The sequence below is a fragment of the Myxococcales bacterium genome, from assembly GCA_016703425.1.
Taxonomy (GTDB): domain Bacteria; phylum Myxococcota_A; class Polyangia; order Polyangiales; family Polyangiaceae; genus JADJCA01.
In genome coordinates, this window is sequence record JADJCA010000007.1 from 409,346 (window position 1) to 426,687 (window position 17,342).

At 68.5% G+C, this 17,342-nt stretch carries 17 protein-coding genes; 14 read left to right on the plus strand and 3 right to left on the minus strand.

What is annotated here, in order from left to right; genetic code table 11:
- Positions 1-53 precede the first annotated feature (53 nt).
- On the plus strand, positions 54-281 hold the full coding sequence (locus tag IPG50_13675; GenBank protein MBK6693236.1) for a hypothetical protein: 228 nt from the start codon (positions 54-56) through the stop codon (positions 279-281).
- A 394-nt stretch (positions 282-675) separates the two neighbouring features.
- On the opposite strand, the gene IPG50_13680 is transcribed toward IPG50_13675, so the two are convergent.
- Positions 676-987 carry an HU family DNA-binding protein gene (locus tag IPG50_13680; GenBank protein ID MBK6693237.1) on the minus strand — a complete coding sequence of 104 codons (312 nt, stop codon included), beginning with the start codon at positions 985-987 and terminating at the stop codon, positions 676-678.
- 282 nt (positions 988-1,269) lie between these two features.
- The gene (gene ybeY / locus IPG50_13685) at positions 1,270-1,770 is read right to left on the minus strand and encodes an rRNA maturation RNase YbeY (protein ID MBK6693238.1); all 501 of its coding nucleotides are present in this window, start codon (positions 1,768-1,770) and stop codon (positions 1,270-1,272) included.
- A 77-nt stretch (positions 1,771-1,847) separates the two neighbouring features.
- Between ybeY and IPG50_13690 the strand changes: the two genes are divergently transcribed.
- The 13 genes from IPG50_13690 to IPG50_13750 all read left to right on the plus strand — a co-directional run bounded on the left by IPG50_13690 (position 1,848) and on the right by IPG50_13750 (position 15,674).
- Positions 1,848-2,588, plus strand: coding sequence for a glycosyltransferase family 2 protein (locus tag IPG50_13690; GenBank protein ID MBK6693239.1), 741 nt, complete (start codon positions 1,848-1,850; stop codon positions 2,586-2,588).
- Between the two features lie 2 nt (positions 2,589-2,590).
- Complete coding sequence (locus IPG50_13695) at positions 2,591-4,036, plus strand: hypothetical protein (protein ID MBK6693240.1); 1,446 nt, start codon at positions 2,591-2,593, stop codon at positions 4,034-4,036.
- Positions 4,033-4,689 (plus strand): outer membrane lipoprotein carrier protein LolA, encoded by a 657-nt coding sequence (locus tag IPG50_13700; GenBank protein MBK6693241.1) that lies wholly within the window; start codon positions 4,033-4,035, stop codon positions 4,687-4,689. The genes IPG50_13695 and IPG50_13700 overlap by 4 nt, the downstream gene beginning before the upstream one ends.
- 60 nt (positions 4,690-4,749) lie before the next feature.
- Positions 4,750-5,850, plus strand: coding sequence for an NADH:flavin oxidoreductase (locus IPG50_13705; GenBank protein MBK6693242.1), 1,101 nt, complete (start codon positions 4,750-4,752; stop codon positions 5,848-5,850).
- Positions 5,851-5,937: 87 nt separating this feature from the next.
- Positions 5,938-6,285 carry a hypothetical protein gene (locus IPG50_13710; protein ID MBK6693243.1) on the plus strand — a complete coding sequence of 116 codons (348 nt, stop codon included), beginning with the start codon at positions 5,938-5,940 and terminating at the stop codon, positions 6,283-6,285.
- Between the two features lie 167 nt (positions 6,286-6,452).
- Positions 6,453-7,058 (plus strand): GNAT family N-acetyltransferase, encoded by a 606-nt coding sequence (locus IPG50_13715; protein MBK6693244.1) that lies wholly within the window; start codon positions 6,453-6,455, stop codon positions 7,056-7,058.
- Positions 7,059-7,061: 3 nt separating this feature from the next.
- The gene (locus IPG50_13720; protein MBK6693245.1) at positions 7,062-8,423 is read left to right on the plus strand and encodes an OmpA family protein; all 1,362 of its coding nucleotides are present in this window, start codon (positions 7,062-7,064) and stop codon (positions 8,421-8,423) included.
- Positions 8,420-9,895: a hypothetical protein gene (locus IPG50_13725; protein MBK6693246.1), complete on the plus strand. Its 1,476-nt coding sequence runs from the start codon at positions 8,420-8,422 to the stop codon at positions 9,893-9,895. The genes IPG50_13720 and IPG50_13725 overlap by 4 nt, the downstream gene beginning before the upstream one ends.
- A gap of 63 nt (positions 9,896-9,958) precedes the next feature.
- A complete protein-coding gene (locus IPG50_13730) occupies positions 9,959-11,383 on the plus strand; it encodes a protein kinase (protein ID MBK6693247.1) in 1,425 nt (474 codons plus the stop codon).
- A 36-nt stretch (positions 11,384-11,419) separates the two neighbouring features.
- The gene (locus IPG50_13735; protein MBK6693248.1) at positions 11,420-12,424 is read left to right on the plus strand and encodes a hypothetical protein; all 1,005 of its coding nucleotides are present in this window, start codon (positions 11,420-11,422) and stop codon (positions 12,422-12,424) included.
- A 57-nt stretch (positions 12,425-12,481) separates the two neighbouring features.
- The gene (locus tag IPG50_13740; protein ID MBK6693249.1) at positions 12,482-13,351 is read left to right on the plus strand and encodes a hypothetical protein; all 870 of its coding nucleotides are present in this window, start codon (positions 12,482-12,484) and stop codon (positions 13,349-13,351) included.
- 105 nt (positions 13,352-13,456) lie between these two features.
- Positions 13,457-14,269, plus strand: coding sequence for a class I SAM-dependent methyltransferase (locus tag IPG50_13745; GenBank protein MBK6693250.1), 813 nt, complete (start codon positions 13,457-13,459; stop codon positions 14,267-14,269).
- Between the two features lie 235 nt (positions 14,270-14,504).
- Positions 14,505-15,674, plus strand: coding sequence for a hypothetical protein (locus tag IPG50_13750; GenBank protein MBK6693251.1), 1,170 nt, complete (start codon positions 14,505-14,507; stop codon positions 15,672-15,674).
- Here the strand turns inward: IPG50_13750 and IPG50_13755 are convergent.
- A complete protein-coding gene (locus IPG50_13755; protein ID MBK6693252.1) occupies positions 15,661-17,283 on the minus strand; it encodes a serine/threonine protein kinase in 1,623 nt (540 codons plus the stop codon). The genes IPG50_13750 and IPG50_13755 overlap by 14 nt on opposite strands.
- Positions 17,284-17,342: the final 59 nt, after the last annotated feature.

Sequence of the window (17,342 nt, forward strand, 5' to 3'; positions counted from 1 at the left end):
GCTGCCGTTTCCAATGGGCGCGCACGGGCACGGCACTTGCTCGGCTTGCTGGGATGACCCGCGCGCACCTCCTCGCCGCCCTCACGCTCTTCGCCTGCGGCGAGGCGAGCACGTCGTCGGACACCGTTGACGCGGGCGCCTGCAACCTGTGCGAGGGCAGGGGATTCTTTTCCGTCCTCAAAGTCGTGTTCACCAACCGCGGCGGCGCGGAAGGACTCCGCGACCTCACGGTCACGCTCTGCGAGGGCGCGACCTGCGGACAGCGTCGCCCTTCTGCCTGACGGCGGAGCTCCGCTGTTCGCCGGCTCCCTTCGCACGGACATCACCACCGACGCCCGCGTCGTGACGGCCTCTTGGACCCGCCCGACCAACATTCAAGCCGCGAGCCCTTACCGAGTGAAGGTCGACCGCGCCGGCGTCACGGTCTTCGACGAGACGCGAAGCCCCGTGTTGACGCCCTCAACCGAGGGCAATCGTTGCTTCCGGGCGGGCGGCGCGCGCAGTGTGGCTTCCAGCGGCGCCCGACCTCGCGGTCATCGATCTCTCTTCTGTTGACGCGGGCTGACCGGCGGCCGGTCCGGCGAGCGCGCACCAAAATGACGAAAGGCGCCCCCCTTTCGGGAGACGCCTTCGCCAGTCAGCACGACGCGGCGAGAGGCCGCGCCGCGCTCGCGCTCACTGGATGAGATCCTTGAGCGACTTGAGGGCCGTGGCGCGGATCTTCTTCGAAGCCGGCTTGCCCTTGATCGTGATCGGCTGCTTGGTGAAGGGGTTCACGCCGGGGCGATCCTTCGTGGCGGGCTTCTTCACAGCCTTGAGCTTGAGGAGGCCGGGGATCACGAACTCGCCGGGACCGCGCGAGCTGAGCTGCTTCTTGATGAGCTCGGTGAGGCCGTCAAACACGCGGTTGACGCTCTTCTTGTCGAGCTCCGCGAAGTCAGCAATCTCAGAAATCACTTGAGACTTGGTCATGCGCTTTCCAGACATCGTGCATTCCTCCTGCTAAACGAATCAGAAATCTCTGCCGGGCTCGTACCCGAGGGCTTCGGACACACCCCCGCCAGTCACCTCTACGTGGTCCGGGGTTCCGGATCCGCAGGGCGTCGTCGTTGCGTTCTCCGAACTTGCGTCCGGCTCGGCGAAAACATGGGTAGCACCCGCGAAAAGCGGCGCGCAAGCGAAAAAAATAGATGTTTTGGAGAATGGCGCCTCCGCGGAGGCCAAAATCTCCGGGAAAGAACATCCATGCCCCGTCGCTAGCGCGTGTTTTTACTTGGACTTTCGGCGGAGCGGTCGCGCCCGCGGCGACGCCGCGCGGGGCCGCCGATCGCCCTGTTTTTTGCGTGTGGGAGACGTCTTTGTTGCGGCCTTGGGCGCGCTAGCCGCGGCGACGCAGAGCTTTTTGGTCTCTTTCGTCATGGCCCGCTCCTTCGCGTCGGTGTCGTGATCCCAACCGAGCAAATGCAGGAGGCCGTGCGCCAGGAGGAACGTGACCTCCTCCGCCGAAGAGCGAGAAAACTGGGGCGCCTGGCGCTCCGCGGTCTCGAGGCTGATGATCACGTCCCCGAGGACGCGGCCCGCGAGGTGCCCGCCGCTGCCCTCGCGCATGGCGAACGCCAAGACGTCCGTGGGGCGATTCTTCTTTCGGTAGTCGCGGTTCAATATCTTTATTTGTTTGTCATCCGTTAGGAGGATTGAGAGCTCATGATCTTCGATTTGAAGAGCTCTCATCATCCGCCCCGCGCGCACGGCGATGGCGCGGGGGGTCACGATGGCTGAGGGCTTACCTTGGAAGGCGACGTGTATCGGCACGGCGCGGGTGCTATCTGTTCGCTACCTCCCGGTCAATGCCGCGTCCGTCCTTCATCGTCCTGATCCCTGCCTATCGCGCCGCGCGCCACCTGGCCGACGTCATCGCCGACGTCATCGCGTCGGTGCCCGAAGCCGCCGGCCACGTGCTCGTCATCGACGACGGCTCCGACGACGAAACCAGCAGAATCGCCGAGGCCGCCGGCGCATCGGTGCTCCGTCACGGAAGGAACCTCGGCAAGGGCGCGGCGCTCATGACGGGCCTAACCGAGGCCCGGCGGCGCGGCTACCGAGCGGCGCTCACGGTCGACGCCGACGGTCAGCATCCGGGCGACGCCTGCGCCAAGGTGCTCCATGCGCCGGCCGGCGCACTGGTGCTCGGCGTTCGCGACCTGGCGGGCGCGGGCGCGCCGAAGAAGAACCGCTTCTCCAACGGCATTTCGAACTTCTTCTTGTCGCGCTTTGCCGGCATCCCGCTGGCCGATACGCAGTGCGGTCTGCGCCGTTACCCCGTGGACGAAACGCTCGCGCTCATGCCCCAGGAAACAGGCTACGCGTTCGAAGCTGAAATCGTGCTCCTCGCGGCCGCCGCCGGCCTCGCCATCGAGCAAGTCGACATCCGCGTGATCTACCCGCCGGAGAACCAGCGCGTGACGCACTTCGACGCGGTCAAGGATCCGGCCCGCATCATCTTGGCGGTGTTGCGGACGGTTCGGCGCACGCGGGCGGCCGGTCCGCGCTCCGTCGCCGCGAGGCGCACGTCGGCGGCGGACCCGTAGCGATGCGCCGTTGGGCCCGCGTCCTTGCCTTCGGTCTCGCGGGGAGCGCCGGGCTCGCGCTCCTTCTTGCCGCGGCCCTTCACCTCTACGTCGGCCAGAGGTCGATGACGCCGCCGGACGTTGGCGACGTCGGTGAGGTCGGTGGGCCGGCGCGCAAGCGTGAGAACGGCTTTATCCGGATGCGGGGCGGCGTTCGCGAGGTGCACTTGCGTGGGTCACCCAAAGAGCTTGGTGCGGCCCATGGCGCGTTGCTCCAGGACCGCATGATGGAGAACGAGGGGGAGCTTTGGGGCACCTTCGAAAAGGTGGTTCCCCTAGCGCCGGCGCGCTTTCTCTTCCTGGACCTCGCGCGACTCCAGTACCGCCACGTCGACGGAAACCTGCCGAAGGCGCGCGCCGTCGAGCTGTCGGCAGAGGCGCGAGCCGTCGCGAACGACCGCTTCGCTTCGAAGGTCCCGACCTACGAGCGCCTCGTCCTCTTGCACGCCCTCTACGACATCGCGCTCAGCTTCGAGCAGTCTCGCTTCGTCGGTTGCTCGACCTTCGGGCTCGGGCCCGCCGCCACGCGCGACGGCCACACGCTCTTGGCGCGCGCCTTCGACTTCGAAGCCGGTGAGGCCTTCGACCGCGACAAGGCCGTTTATTTCGTCGCGGGGGACGGGACCATTCCCTTCGCCAGCGTCGCTTGGCCGGGCCTCGTGGGTGTCGTCAGCGGAATGAATCGCGAGGGCCTCGCGGTGGTCGTGCATGGAGGGCGCGCCGGCCCCGTCCATAAGGCGGGCGTTCCGCTGGTGTTTTCGATGAGAGGCGTGCTCGAGCAAGCAAAAGACGTGGACGAGGCGGCCGCGATTCTCTCGCGGGAAGCCGTGATGGTTTCGCACATCGTCATCGCGGCCGACGCGAAGGGACACTTTGCGGTCGTCGAGCGGGCCCCCGGCTCCCCGGCGACGGTGCGCCGCGACTTCGCTGACCCGTCGCGCGTGGCCGTCACGAACCACTTCGAGGGTCCGCTGGCCGCCGATCCGAAGAACGATAGCGTGCGCCGGAACACGACCACGCTCGCGCGACGTGCGCGGCTCGATGAAATGCTGGCGACGCTAGGGCCAAGCGAGGGCGACGTGCCCCGCGCCGTGGCGATGCTTCGCGATCATCGGTGCGCCGGCGGCGCCGCGTGTGCGCTCGGCGACCGACGCGCCATCGACGCGCTCATCGCGACGCATGGCATCGTCGCCGATACGACGGCGAAGGTGCTCTGGGTCAGCGCCGGGCCCGGCCTCTCGGGACAATTCGTTGGCTTGGACTTGAACGAAGCCTTCACGGCGACGCCCGACGCGCCGCCGTCGCCAGCGCCAACGGTGGCCGCCGACCCGGCCGCCGAGTCGGCCGAGTACAATGAGGTCCGCGCGCGAGCGCGCGGTCTTGGGCAGGCGCGAGGAGACAAGCGATGATCTGGACGAGGCGCGACGTGCTGTCGATGGCGATTGCGGGGGCCACGACCGGTCCGCTGCTGCTTGCGGGCCGGCGCGCGCGCGCTGCGTCGCCGCTCGCGGAGGCGCTGCAGAAGGTGGCCGGCGCGCGCTCGGGCCTCACGACCTTGGCGGGGCCCTTCGAGCAGGAGCGGACCATTGGCCTCCTCGCCGCAAAAGTGAAGAGCACGGGTACGCTGACGATGGTGAGGCCCGACCGACTCCGGTGGGAGCTCGCGCCGCCCGACGCCGTTGTCTATTGGGTGACGCCGGCTGGGTTTGCGTTTCAGAACGCGCGCGGCGAAAAGGGGCGCGTGCCCGCCACCCACGCGAAGATCGCGGCGGCCCTCGACGACCTCAAGATTGTCTTGGGCGATCGGTTGGACGGCCTCGCGGAGCGCTATTCGTTGACCCTCGAGAAGAGCGACGGGCCCCTCGTGTCGTTCTCCGCCGAGCCACGCCCCGGCGCCGCCGCCGGCCGTCTCAAGCGCATCGAGTTCGACATCGACTTGGCCGAGGGCGGGTCGCCGCGGCGCGTCGTCCTCATCGACGGCCCGAAAGATCGGACGCAGATCGTCTTTGGCAAGCTTGTGCGCAACGGCGCCGTCGACCCAGAGCGCATGAAGGGCCCGTAGGCCTCTGCTTTGCGCGCCTCGGTGCTCGCGCCCGATGGCGCCCCGTGAGAGCGTGCGCGCATGAAGTCGCTCTTCGAACCGCTCACCCTCCGAGCTGGCCTCCGAGCTGGCCTCCGAGCTGGCCTGGCTGCGCACAATCGCCTCGTGCTCGCGCCCATGACCAACAAGCAGAGCCACGAAGACGGCACGTTGTCCGATGACGAGCGACGCTGGCTCGAGTCCCGCGCCGACGGCGGCTTCGGAACCGTCATGACGTGCGCTGCGCACGTCGCGAAAGACGGTCAGGGCTGGCCCGGGGAGCTGGGGATCTTCGACGACGCTCACCTCCCCGGTCTCCGCTCCCTCGCAACGGCCCTCCGCGAGCGCGGGGCCCGGGCCATCGTGCAGTTGTTCCACGGCGGCGCGCGCGCGGACGCCGCCGTGTCAGGCTCACAACCATGGAGCGCGGTCGCCTCCGTGAGCGATGGAAAACCTATCGCCGCGGCCACCGAGGCCCAGCTTCAAGGTGTTGTCGCTCGCTTCGCCGACGCGGCGGCACGGGCAGCGAGCGCCGGCTTTGACGGCGTCGAGATCCACGGTGCTCACGGATACCTGCTCACGCAGTTTCTAAGCGCCACGAATGTGCGCGCCGATGGGTGGGGCGGCTCGCTCGAAGATCGCGCGCGCTTGATTCGTGAGGTGGTGCGCGCGGTGCGGGCGCGCGTCGGCGAGGAATTTACCGTCGGCGTGCGCCTCTCTCCGGAGAACTTCGGCAACGCGCAGGGGCTCGACCTCGACGAAAGCGTGCAAACCGCACGATGGCTCGCCGACGACGGCGTCGACTTCGTGCACCTTTCCCTTTGGAGAGCGCAGGAGAACACGCAGAAGCGGCCAAGCGAGCATGCACTGCCGCTCGTGCGGCGAGCCCTACCTTCCGACGTCGCGCTCCTCGTGGCGGGCGGCGTCTGGACCCGCGCCGAAGCCGAACGCCTCCTGGCGCTCGGCGCCGACGGCATCGCGCTCGGCCGCTCCGCCATCGCGAACCCCGATTGGCCGCGGCGTGCATCGGACCCGGCCTGGGAGCCGAGGCGCCCGCCCCTGACGCGCGAAGAGCTCCAAGCCCGCGGCCTAAGCCCCCGCTTCGCGGAGTACATGAGCCAGTGGAAAGGCTTCGTGGTCTGAGCTCAGGCTGATCGCGCCGCTTAGCCGCTTATTGAAGCGATTCGTAAAATTTGGCCACATCAACCTACCTCGGCGACGCTTTCGCGCATGAGCACCGCCGCCGTCATGTCCTCGGGTTTTCCTGGCCCGGACCGCCGACGCCACCGCGTCTACGTCACCCGCAACACCGAGTATCACTTCCGCGATGGCTTCTGCGTGGCCGTCCGCGATCGGCGCACCGGCGACTTCTTGCGCGGGCACCTGGCGCTGCGGCGACGCATCCACGGCGGCCTCAAGTTCTACCTCAACGGTGCCATCGTCCCGAACCCGGGCGATCCGCAGCCGGGCGAGGCGCTCTACTTCGCGTACGAGGGCCGCGATCTGGTGACGAGTCCGCTCGAACGCGTTGACCGGCCCGAAAAGGTCCTCGTCGAGTCGTACCCGCCGCTCTCCTGAGGACCGGCGAGGCCGCGCAGCCCGGCGGGCGATGGGCGACCTCGACCTCGACCTCGACCTCGACCTCGACCTCGGGCACGGGCACGGGCCCGGGCACGGGATGTGAGCGGATGGGTGCCTTAAGGCGCAGGCCTGTTCGACCGTCTTTGGAGTAGCCTCGCCGAGCGATGTTGGCCGTTCCTACCCGAGCCGAGCTTCGCTCGCGACCGCTAACCACGGCTCGCCTCATGCTCGCCCCCATCGAAACCAAAGACGCCCATGACCTCTGGTACGCGGTCGAAGGATCGCGAACCGAGCTTGAGCGATGGCTCCCCTGGGTGCCGTTCACCGTCGACCCGGAAGCGAGCTTTCGGTACGCCGACGCGAGCGCGCAAGACTGGGACGCGGGCCGCGCCTGCCGCCTCGCCGTTCGCGATCGCGAGACGCAGCGCTTCCTCGGCGTCGTGAGCCTGGAGTCGATGGCTCACATCCACCAGAACATGGACCTCGGCTATTGGCTCCGCACCGACGCTGTCGGCGCCGGGTACATGACCGAGGCCGCAACGGAGACGCTTCGGTTCTGCTTCCGGCAGCTCTGCGCTCACCGCGTTCGCGTCGCCGCCGCGACCGACAATCATCCTTCGCAGGCCGTCATAAGGCGCCTCGGGTTCACCTTCGAGGGCGTGGCACGCCAAGCCGAACGCGTGAGCGGACGGTGGCTCGACCACGCCATCTTCGGGATGCTCGTCACCGATCCGCGAGCGGTGTCCATTGCGTCGGGAGGCGCTCGCTGACCCATGCGCCTACATCGATGCACGCTCCGCGTCGCGCTTCTGGCGGCGATGCTCACTCCTGCGTCCGCCGCCGCGGAGCCGCCGCGCGTGCACGCCACGGCTGGCGTCGCGCACGCCGTCTCTGAGCCGCAGAGTCGAGAGCTGAGCTTCGGCGCCGCCGGCGACGTGGGCTTCGAAGTACCGGTCACCAACGTCCTCGGCATCATGGGCAAGGTCGGCGGCGTCGTCCTCGCCGATGGCAAGTCGCCCGCGAACCCTCGCCTCGCCGATCGAACGGCAGGCATGGCCGCGAACGTCTTTGCCGGCGTGCGCGTCTCCCCACCGGAAGGTGGCCCCTATCTCGACCTCGGCCTCGGCCTCGTCGCCACGGGGGTCGCGCGTTTCGGGTTCGATGCGCACGTCGGTTGGGACTTCGCCGTCGGTCGGAGCGAAACATGGCAGGCGGGCCCCAGCATCGGCTACCTGCACGTCGTCCAGCCCGACGACACGCTAAGGCCAGAAGACGCGCGCCTCTTCACCGTCGGGGCGCATGTGGCGTGGGGCCAGCGCTCGGGGACCTGCGGAGACCAAGACGGCGACGGCATCTGCGATGCGAGAGACGCGTGCCCCGGCGTCGCGGGCCCTGCGAGCGGCAACGAGGCTATACACGGGTGCCCGCGAAGCGATCGCGATCGCGACTCGATCTACGACGATGAAGACGCGTGCCCCGACGAATCGGGCCCGCGCTCGTCGGACCCGAAGAAGAACGGCTGCCCCCGCGCCGATCGCGACGGAGACGCCGTCTACGACGACGAAGACGCGTGCCCCGAAGAGCCCGGCGTGCGGACCCACAATCCGAAGACCAACGGCTGTCCCCCGAGCGATCGCGACAGCGACGGCGTCTTCGACGACGAAGACGCGTGCCCCGACGCGGCAGGCGTTCGCACCACCGACAAGGCCACCAACGGCTGCGCGCCGCTCACGAGCACGATTCGCCTCGTCGGTGATCGGCTTGTGTTGGATGACCGGATTCACTTTGACACCGACAGTCCTCGCGTTCGCTCCAAGAGCTTTCCCCTGCTCCGTCGCGTCGCAGAATTTCTGAACGCGTCGCCGGACATCCTGCACGTCGACATCGAGGGCCACGCCGATCGCGTCGGCGCAGACGACTACAACCTTGGGCTCTCGCGAGCGCGCGCAGCGTCGGTGAGGACGCTGCTCATTGGGGCGGGCGTTTCCGAGTCACGCCTCTCAGCGCGGGGCTACGGCGAATCGAGGCCCAAGACGAAGGTCGACACCGGCAGAGGCTCAGTGGAAGACCGCCGTGTGGAGTTCTGGGTGGTCCGCAGCAGCCCGCGAACCGAGTCGGTGGGAGAAAAGCCGTGAAGCCAATGGTTGACGAGAGCTGCCGGTCGACGTCCCCAAAGAACACCTTGCGTACGCTCGTCACGCTCGGCGCCACGGCCCTCGCGGTGGCGCTCGCCATGTCGGGCTGCGGTGAGAGCACCGGCCTCGTCGGCGGCGCGTGCCGCTTCCCTTACGTGGAGTGCAACCTCGCCTGCGTCGATCTCGACACCGACCCTGCGCACTGCGGCGCCTGCGACGTCGCGTGCAACGCCGGCGTCGCCTGCATCGGCGGCAGGTGTGACGGTCCGAGCACCGTGAGCCATGACGCGGGCGTAGACCGCGAAGCTGGCGTCGATGGCGCCGGCTCCGACGGCAACGTCGGCGATGGTCAACCGAGCGATGGGACCGTCTCCGACGGACCGGTCGCCGACGGAACGTTGAGCGACGGCGCCGGGCCCGACAGCTCGAGCGTGGACAGCGGGGGCACCGACGGCGCGCTCACGGACAGCCCGACGGGCGACGACGGCGGCGCGAGCGACGGCGCCGGCGGATCGAGCGATGGCGGCGTCAGCGACGCTGGTGCCACCGACGCTGGTGCGAGCGATGCGCCGGCCGGCGACGCGTGCCTGCCGCCCTACACGACGGAAGCGCACTGCGGAGACTGCTTTACGCAGTGCGTGGCCCCCAACGACGCGTGCAAGTTCGACGGCACGAGCTACGCGTGCGCGCCCTTCTGCCTGGCTCCGCTCTCTCGCTGCGGCGACACGTGCAAAGACCTCCTGACCGATGGCGACAACTGCGGCGCGTGCGGCCGCGTCTGCGCTTCGAACATCTGCGTGCAGGGCGTTTGCCAAGGCGCCGCCAGCGGCGACATCGTTTACATCGGGCACGACTACGCGACGACGCCGCTCCGCACGGCTCAAGCGCGCATCTTGGAGAACGCCGTGCTCATGTCGCGCAGCGATCCGGTGCGCGTGCTCTCGTACCAAAGGTACGCGGGAGCGGGCGCGATCTCGCGGGTGGGAAGCATCTTCGCCGACGCCAAGACGCGCACCGGCCGCAACATTGTGGTGACCGCAACGGCGAGCGACGCCGCGGTGGCCGGGGCCACGACCGCGAACTTCGAGGTCGTGCTCGTGCACGACCAGACGACGGCGCCGAGCGGGGCCTTGAGTTCGCTGGGTCAGTCGTGGGCCTCCGGTCTCTCTGCCTTCACTCATGTGAGCGGTGTGCTCGTCGTCCTCGACGGCGCAACGGGCACCGCGCAGATGCCGCAGCTCATGACGCAAACGGGGCTCTTGACCGTGACCTCCCATCAGGCGGCCGCCACCGGCGATCTCATCGAACTCCTCTCGGCCACCGACGGCGTCGGCGGCGGCGTCATCTCGCTCTTCGCCGTGCGGGCCAACTCGGCGCGCTTCGTTTCGGAGCCCAACGGCGGCTCGGTGAACTGGGTCACGCGACATCAGGCGAGCGGCACGCCCAACGTGATTCACAAAATCGCGCCGTGAGCAGGGGCGGCGGCGACGCGGTTTGGGAGTAGCAAGGCGAGCGTTCACGCTACAATCGGGCCCTTGGACCTCCCGGCCCACGTCATCCTTCCCGCCCCCGGGACCGTCGTCGGCGGCAAGTACACCATCGACCACCTCATCGGTGCCGGCGGAATGGGAGCCGTCTTCGCGGCGACGCACCGGACGCTCGGGCACACGGTCGCCATCAAGGTGATGTTCTCCGATCCGCTGCTGCCGAACAGTCGGGCACGTTTCCTCAACGAGGCCCGGGCCGCGGCCAACATTCGCAGCGACCACGTCGTGCGAGTCAGCGACGTCGACGAGGAGGATGGCTTCGCTTACATGATCCTCGAGCTGCTGGAAGGCGAGGATCTCGCGGACCACCTGACGCGTCATCGTCGGCTACCGCCGCCGCGCGTCGCCGCGTTCATGACCCAAGCGCTCCGCGGCATCGGCGCCGCGCACGCACTCGGCGTCGTGCATCGTGACCTCAAGCCGGCCAACATCTTCTTGACCGCGCGAAGCGACGGTTCGCCACTCGTCAAGGTCCTCGACTTTGGCATCTCCAAGGCGACGGGCGGCGCGCTCGCGGCCCAACCGTCAATGACCAATTCGCAAGCGACCTTGGGCTCGCCCAGGTACATGTCGCCGGAGCAGGTGCGCAGCTCGAGCACCGTGACCCCCCTGACTGACGTTTGGGCGGTTGGCGTGATTCTCTATGAGCTGGTGAGTGGGCAGCGGCCCTTCGATGGTGAAGATCTCGGCGGCCTCCTAGCGGCGATACTCGAGAAGGAACCGGTGCCTCTCCGCGCAGTGGCGCCGGACGTGAGCACGGACTTTGAGGCGGTGGTCATGCGGTGCTTGCGAAAGCGACCCGAGGAGCGATTTCAGTCCGCCGCGGAGGTCATTGACGCGCTCGCGCCGTTCATCACCCAGGACGAGGCCAACGCGCCCTTGTCGACGCCTGCGCGGCCTGCGCCGCCGGCGACGCCACCAGGGCTCGGCGAAGTGTCGGCGACGAGCGGTCAGGGCTTTTCGACTTCCACTGGCGATGCTCCGCACAGCCGCAGGGCGAGCCCCGCATCTCGCCAGCGCGCGAAGGTCGTCGCGACGGGTGTCCTGTTTGGTATCGCCGCGACGGCGAGCGCATTTTTCGCGGTCCGTAACCTGCGGCCTGCACCGGCGGTAAGCCCTCGCGCCGCGGCACAGGCCGCACCAAGCGAGAGCGCCGAGCGAGCCGCGTCGACCGCACCCACGCCATCGGGCGCGACTTCGGGCGTCGACCCGATCGAAGTCCCCGTGCAGACGCCGGCGCTGCGCGCCAGCACCGACGACGCGACGCCCATGGTACCGAGCTCTTCGTCGCGCAAATCGCGCTCGGTGGACTCGCCCGGCGCGGTCAAGAAGACGAAGCCGCGCCAGGTGCCGACCGCGGCAGGCAGCGACAACGGGTCCGCGGTCGACCCACTTCGGCCCGACCTCCGCTAGTCCCGACTTGTTGGTGATGGTACCTTCCGCCGGCCGATGGCCCTGCGACGCCCCCTCACGCTCGCCAATGCGGTCCTCTGCCTGTCGACTTGGGCCGCGCACGCGTCGGCCGATGCAGGCGCCGCCGAGGGCTTGTTCCGCGACGGTCATGCGGCCATGGGCCGACAGGACTACGCCGCGGCTTGCGCGGCCTTCGCGGCCAGCCAGGCGGCCGAGCCCTCCGTAGGCGCGCTCATCAACCTTGGCCAGTGCAACGAGAAGCAGAACAAGATCGCTTCTGCGTGGGGCCACTACAACGCGGCCGCCAGCCTCGCCGAGCTGAACAAGCAGGCCAGCCGCGCGCAGGCGGCGCGCGCTGAAGCCGAGCGCCTCACGCCGAAGCTCCAACGCATCGTCGTGCGAGTCGCGGGGCAGCCGGGCGCGGAGATCACGCGCGACGGCACGAAGGTGCCGGAGGGAGCGTCGGTCCCAGCAGACCCGGGACCGCATGTTGTTTTGGTCAGGGCCCCCGGCAAGAGGCCGCTTCAGAAGACGGTCGTCGTCACCGCCGGTGAGAGGCCCGTTTACGTCGTCGACGTGGAAGGACTGGAGGACGCGGCAAGCCAACCGGTCAAGGCCTCACCTCCCCTCGCGACGAACCCAAGGGCAGCGGAGACGCCGTCGGGCGGCGGTCGCACGGCCGGATGGGTCCTCGGAGCCGTCGGTGTCGCGGGGGTCGCAACGGCCGCCGGGTTCTTCATCTTCGACGCGGTCGTCACAGCCCCGGGTCGCGACGACATCAAAGGGCAACGCGACGACGAGTGCGCGGCACAAGCGGGCAGCAACCGATGCACGAGCCTGCAAGCGTCGTATGAGTCCAAGGCGAGCGCCAGCGACACCAATCGATGGGTCGCTCTCGGCGCGGGCGGCGGTGGCCTCGTGGCGCTCGCCGTGGGTGGCATCCTCTTGGTCACGAGCGGCACAGGCACGTCACGGGCCTCAGCGGTCCACGTCGTTCCGACCTTCGTGGGCCACGGGTTGGGGCTCAGAGGCACGTTCTAGCGTGTAGCTGGCCCCCGGATGCCATCCTGTGACGGCGGCGATGGTATGGTTTGCTTCATGCGCGTGTCCTCGCTCGCCGCGGCGATTGCGGCCTTGCTCGCTGGGTCGTTCGGCATGGCGGTGGCTGGTTGCGTTGGCGACGATCCGGTCTTTCTGACCAACGACACCGACGCGACCGTGAGCGACGGGGCGGCTGCGGAGGACGGCGCCCGCAGCGACGACGGCGGCGGATCGGCGGACGGCTCGGCAGCCGATGCCGGCCCCCCCGACTCTCCGACGCTCGAGGCCGGGGATGCCGACGGAGCGAGCGGCGACCCCGCCCTAGAGACGGGTTGCGTTTCCTTCCACAGCAACGCCACACGTTTGACGAGCGGGCACCCGCACTGGTCGGTGAACCCGCCCGGCGGTTGTGCCTTTGGACTCGATGGGATGCGTTGCAGCGTTACGGGTCCCTTCGGCGATACCTACGCGATCTACCAATACGATCCGGCTGCGGGACTCGACGCGGTGGCAAAGCAGTTCCGCTGGGTCCTGATCTTCGACTTCGTCGTAGAGAATATGCCCATCGGCATGGACCTCGTCGCGGCGCAGGCGGGCATCAATGGCTATACCAACGCTCAGGTGGTCTTCGCGACGGAGCAGTCGAACACCGTGGTGTTCGTGCGCCCAGACGGCGTGAAGGCGGGAACCCCACCCGTCACCTTGACGGGAGCGGGCCCGCATCGCATGCGCCTCGAGCTCACAGAAACGGGCAGTGACTCCAGCGTCGTTGCGCGGCTTGACGGTCAGGCTCTTGGGACCATCAACCTTCAGCCAGGCCCTAGCGGGGGCTTGCTCCAGCTCGGCCCGTTTGTTCCAGGGACGGGCGGCTCCGGGCTCGCCACAGTGCGCTACCCGCGGGTCTTCGCCCAGCGCTGCGATCCGTAAGGCGGGGGACCTCAACGTACTCGAGCTCGGCTCCAAGGGCTCCGCACGTACGCGCCCGCTGCAACGACCAGCCGTGAGCCGAGAAGGCCGCGGTACGATGCGGGCGTGCGCGCGGGACATCTCAGCCTCACAGCCTTGTTGGTCGCGGCGGCACGCGCGCATCCGGACGTCGATGGCGAGGCCCTGTCGCTGCTGCCGGCATGGGTTGCTGTGCTCACGCGACTCGCGGGCGGTGCGCTCGCGAGCCCCCTTGCGCTGGGCTTCGGGGCTCACATCCGGCTTCGAACACGCGCCATCGACGACGTGGTGCGCCGCCTGGACGCTGGAACAACGCAGCTTGTGATCTTGGGAGCCGGTCTTGATTCGCGCGCCCTCCGCATGCCCGAGGTGGCGCGGCTTAGGGTCTTCGAGGTCGATCACCCGGCGATGCAGCGTTACAAGAAGGCCCGGCTCGCACGGCGTTATGGGATGGCGAGAGAGCTCGGTTTCGTTCCCGTGGACTTCGAGCGGGATGAGCTCGGCGCGGCCCTCGAGCAGGCCGGCCATCGCGCCGATGAGCCCACGTGTTTCGTCTGGGAAGGCGTGACCATGTACCTTGGAGCAGCCGCGCGGGACAAGACCCTCGACGCCATCGCCGCTCGGGCTGCGCCCGGAAGCGTCGTCGCCGCAACCTACGTCACGCCCGACCTCACGCGACTGGGGCGCCTCGCCGGCAGCGCGGCCCACTTCGTCTTTCGCGGCATCGGCGAGCCGCTCCTGGGGCCCGTGACCACGGCCGACCTCGCGTCGTCGTTCTCAAGCCGCGGCTTTCAATTCGTGTCCGACGAAGGGGCGAACCGGTGGGCCGAGCGCTTCGAGCCGCGCGCGAGGCACCTTCTGGTGCTGCACGAGCGACTCATGGTGACCGAGCGCGTGTAGCGCAATGGCGGCTACGGCCCTCCGGAATCGCGGCTTCGCAGAGCGGCTCCTCGCTCCCCCGGCGACCACTTCGCCCGCGCGAGCCCGTCTTTCCGAGGCCTACTTCTTGGTGGCGGCCTTCTCCTTCTTCTTCTTCTGCTTCTCCTTGGTGGAGAGCTTGGGCTTGTTGTTCTTCTTGTCCTTTTCAACGCCTTTAGCCATGAAAACCTCCGCGCGAGCAGCATAACCGGAGGCGGTGGGGTGGCGTAAAGGGAAGAGCGAGACGGAAGAAGAAGAGAGAGAGGGACAGGGGATCGGGCACGTTCACGTTCACGTTCACGTTCACGGGCACGTTCACGGGGGAGGAGCGGCGATTTTTGCTGCGACCTGCGGGGCCGGGCGGGCTCCTTTGGGCATGATGTTGCTCGGTCGGCCGCTGGTTCTTGTTGCTCCCCTCGCCCTCCTCGCTTGCGGCGCGCCGGCGCGCTTTGGAGCAAGGCCCGTGCATACGACCTCGCAGACCGGCGGCTTCGGTCTCCGCGGGGCCGAGAACCCGCCGGAGGGGTTCCGCCGCCTCGCCCACGAAGCGATGACCATCGACATCCCCGGTGAGTTGGAGCTTCGTCCCGCGAAGAGTCCGCTGGCGCTGATGGCTGCGGCTCCGCGCGGCCCCTTGATGGGCTCGAGCGTCACGCTCGTGGTGCTTCACGAGCTCGGCGACACCGCGTCGCTCGCAGAAGGGTTCATGCGCGGCGCCGAGGCGTCCGGCGCGAAGCGAGCGGGACAGCGCCCGCTGTCGGTCGGCGGCAAGCAGGCCGTCGCCATGGACTTCACTCGCCCGTCAAAGCCCGTGGCGCTTCACGGCATGGTGCGGGCGATCGCCACGTCGGGCCGCCTCGTCGTCGCGACGTGCCACGCGAAGACCGCGCGCTTCGAAGATGTCCGCGCCCGCTGCGGTGAACACCTGGGGCGCATCGACGCGGCGCCGAAGACTCGCGGCGACGCACGGGCGACGCTGCCCTTCTTGAAGGAGGACGCTTGGCGCGAATCGAGCGACCAAGCCTCGGGCGACGGCAAGGTCTTCTCACTCGTGCTCGAAGACGACTTTCACCTCGCGGTTCGCCTCGTGGACGTCGCCATCACCGACGGCGCCGCCCCGACGGCGGTTCTCGCTCGCTACAAGGCGGCCCTCTCGAAGGACACCACCGGCAACACCACGTTCGCGGGATTCCGCTCCGAGAAGCGGGCGAAAGACGCGACGATGACCGCGGAGTTCGATGAACAAGCCGACGGGCCGCCCATTTTTGGAACGACGCTTCACGTGCCGACCGACGACGGCCACTACGCCGTCACGTGCGCGGGCCCGTCGCGGGAGCCGGTCCACGAGGCTTGCCGCGCCGTGCTCGCGAGCGTCAAGGTGCGCTGACCCGGCGGCCGTCGACCGCGATCGTTTTGGGGTCCTCTAGCCTCTCACCGCCGTCATCGTCGAGCTCGCGTTGATGCTTGAGCCACCAAGCACGCGCCCTCTCGCTGTCCCAGGGTTCGATCGCGCACGCCTCGAGCCGACGCCGGAGCTCGGCCGCGCTCTGCGGCCGACGGTCCGGGTCCTTCTCCAGACACGAGAGCACGACCGCCTCGAGCTCGGCCGAGACCGTTACCCCTCGCGCCGAGAACGAGTCGGGGCTTTGGTAGAGGTGCTTCCCGCAAACGTCGACGATGGACTTGCCGCCAAAGACCTCGCTCCCCGCCAGCAGGTAGTAGGCGACGGCGCCGAGAGCGTAGAGGTCCGTACGGGCGTCGACGGAGTCTGCCTTGAGGATGGCCTCGGGCGCCATGTAGAGGGGCGTCCCGGTCAAGGTGCTGGCGCCGGTCAACGCGACCTCTCCATCGACGTCGAGCTCCTTGACGAGCCCGAAGTCGAGCAGCTTCACGACATCGCGCTCACCCCCTTGCGTGCAGAGCATGATGTTGGCGGGCTTGATGTCGCGATGGATCAAGCCAATTTCGTGAGCCTCCGTCAGCGCACCGCACGCCATGACCAGGATCCGCACGACCCTGCTTGCTGGCTGCGCTCCGTCAACGGCGACGACTCGCTGGAGGTTGGCACCGTCGAGGAGCTCCATCGCGTAGTAGAAGACGCCGTCGTGCGTCCGTCCGTAGTCGAAGATGGTGATCGTGCTCGGATGCGTCAGGCGCGCGGTGAGCTGAACTTCTCTCTCGAAGCGACGGAGGTCGCCGGCCCGATCGCTGCGCAGCAGCTTGAGCGCCGACGGCCTCCGCATCATGCCGTGACGGGCCCGATAGACTTCCCCCATTCCGCCTTCGCCGATCTTCCGTTCGAGCACGTATTGGCCGAGACGGCGGGCCTCGCGGACCTCAGCCCTTAGGCCGTAGATCACCCAAGAGATGACCGTGGCCGTGATGATGGCGAAACCCCACATCATGACGGCGCCGACGGGCATCCAAGGGTACGCGCCCGATTCGAGCGGGCGCCAAGCGAGCCCACCGCTGGCCGTAGGCACCACGACCGCGTTCGCCACGAGCATAGGCGCGCCGACGAGCGCCGTGACCACGACGGTGCGACGGGGCGAAGAGGGAATCAGCGCCGCTCGAATCGAGACCATCATCGCGGTCCCGCCCTGTTGAAGCATCGACACGTAGGCGTCGCCCATCAAGGCTCCCTCGGCGGTCGCGAGGGAGTGGTCGCGGGCGAACGCCGCGAAGAAGTAGCGCCCGAGGAAGGCGCCCCCGACCAAATTGAACAAGAGGCCGCCAGCCTCCATCGCCCGAGAGAACTGAATCGATCGCTCCCCGCGTCGGCACAGCCACCAGAAGATGCCGGCTTGAGCCGTCAGAGCCACGACGACGACGAAGTCGACGCCTGGCTTCGCGACGGCCCCCACCGCGCCGAGACCGCAGCTGAGCAGCGTGATGAAGAAGAGCACCTTCCAGAAGAGCGCGACCCTCGCCTGAAGGAAGGCGCGCCCCTCCTCGCTGGTATCGCCGACCGGTGACGCGCGGTGCTGCCCAGACATCGGATGACTATCTACTCACGGGCTTCCCAACGCGAGCGAGTATTGCGATCCACTCCTGC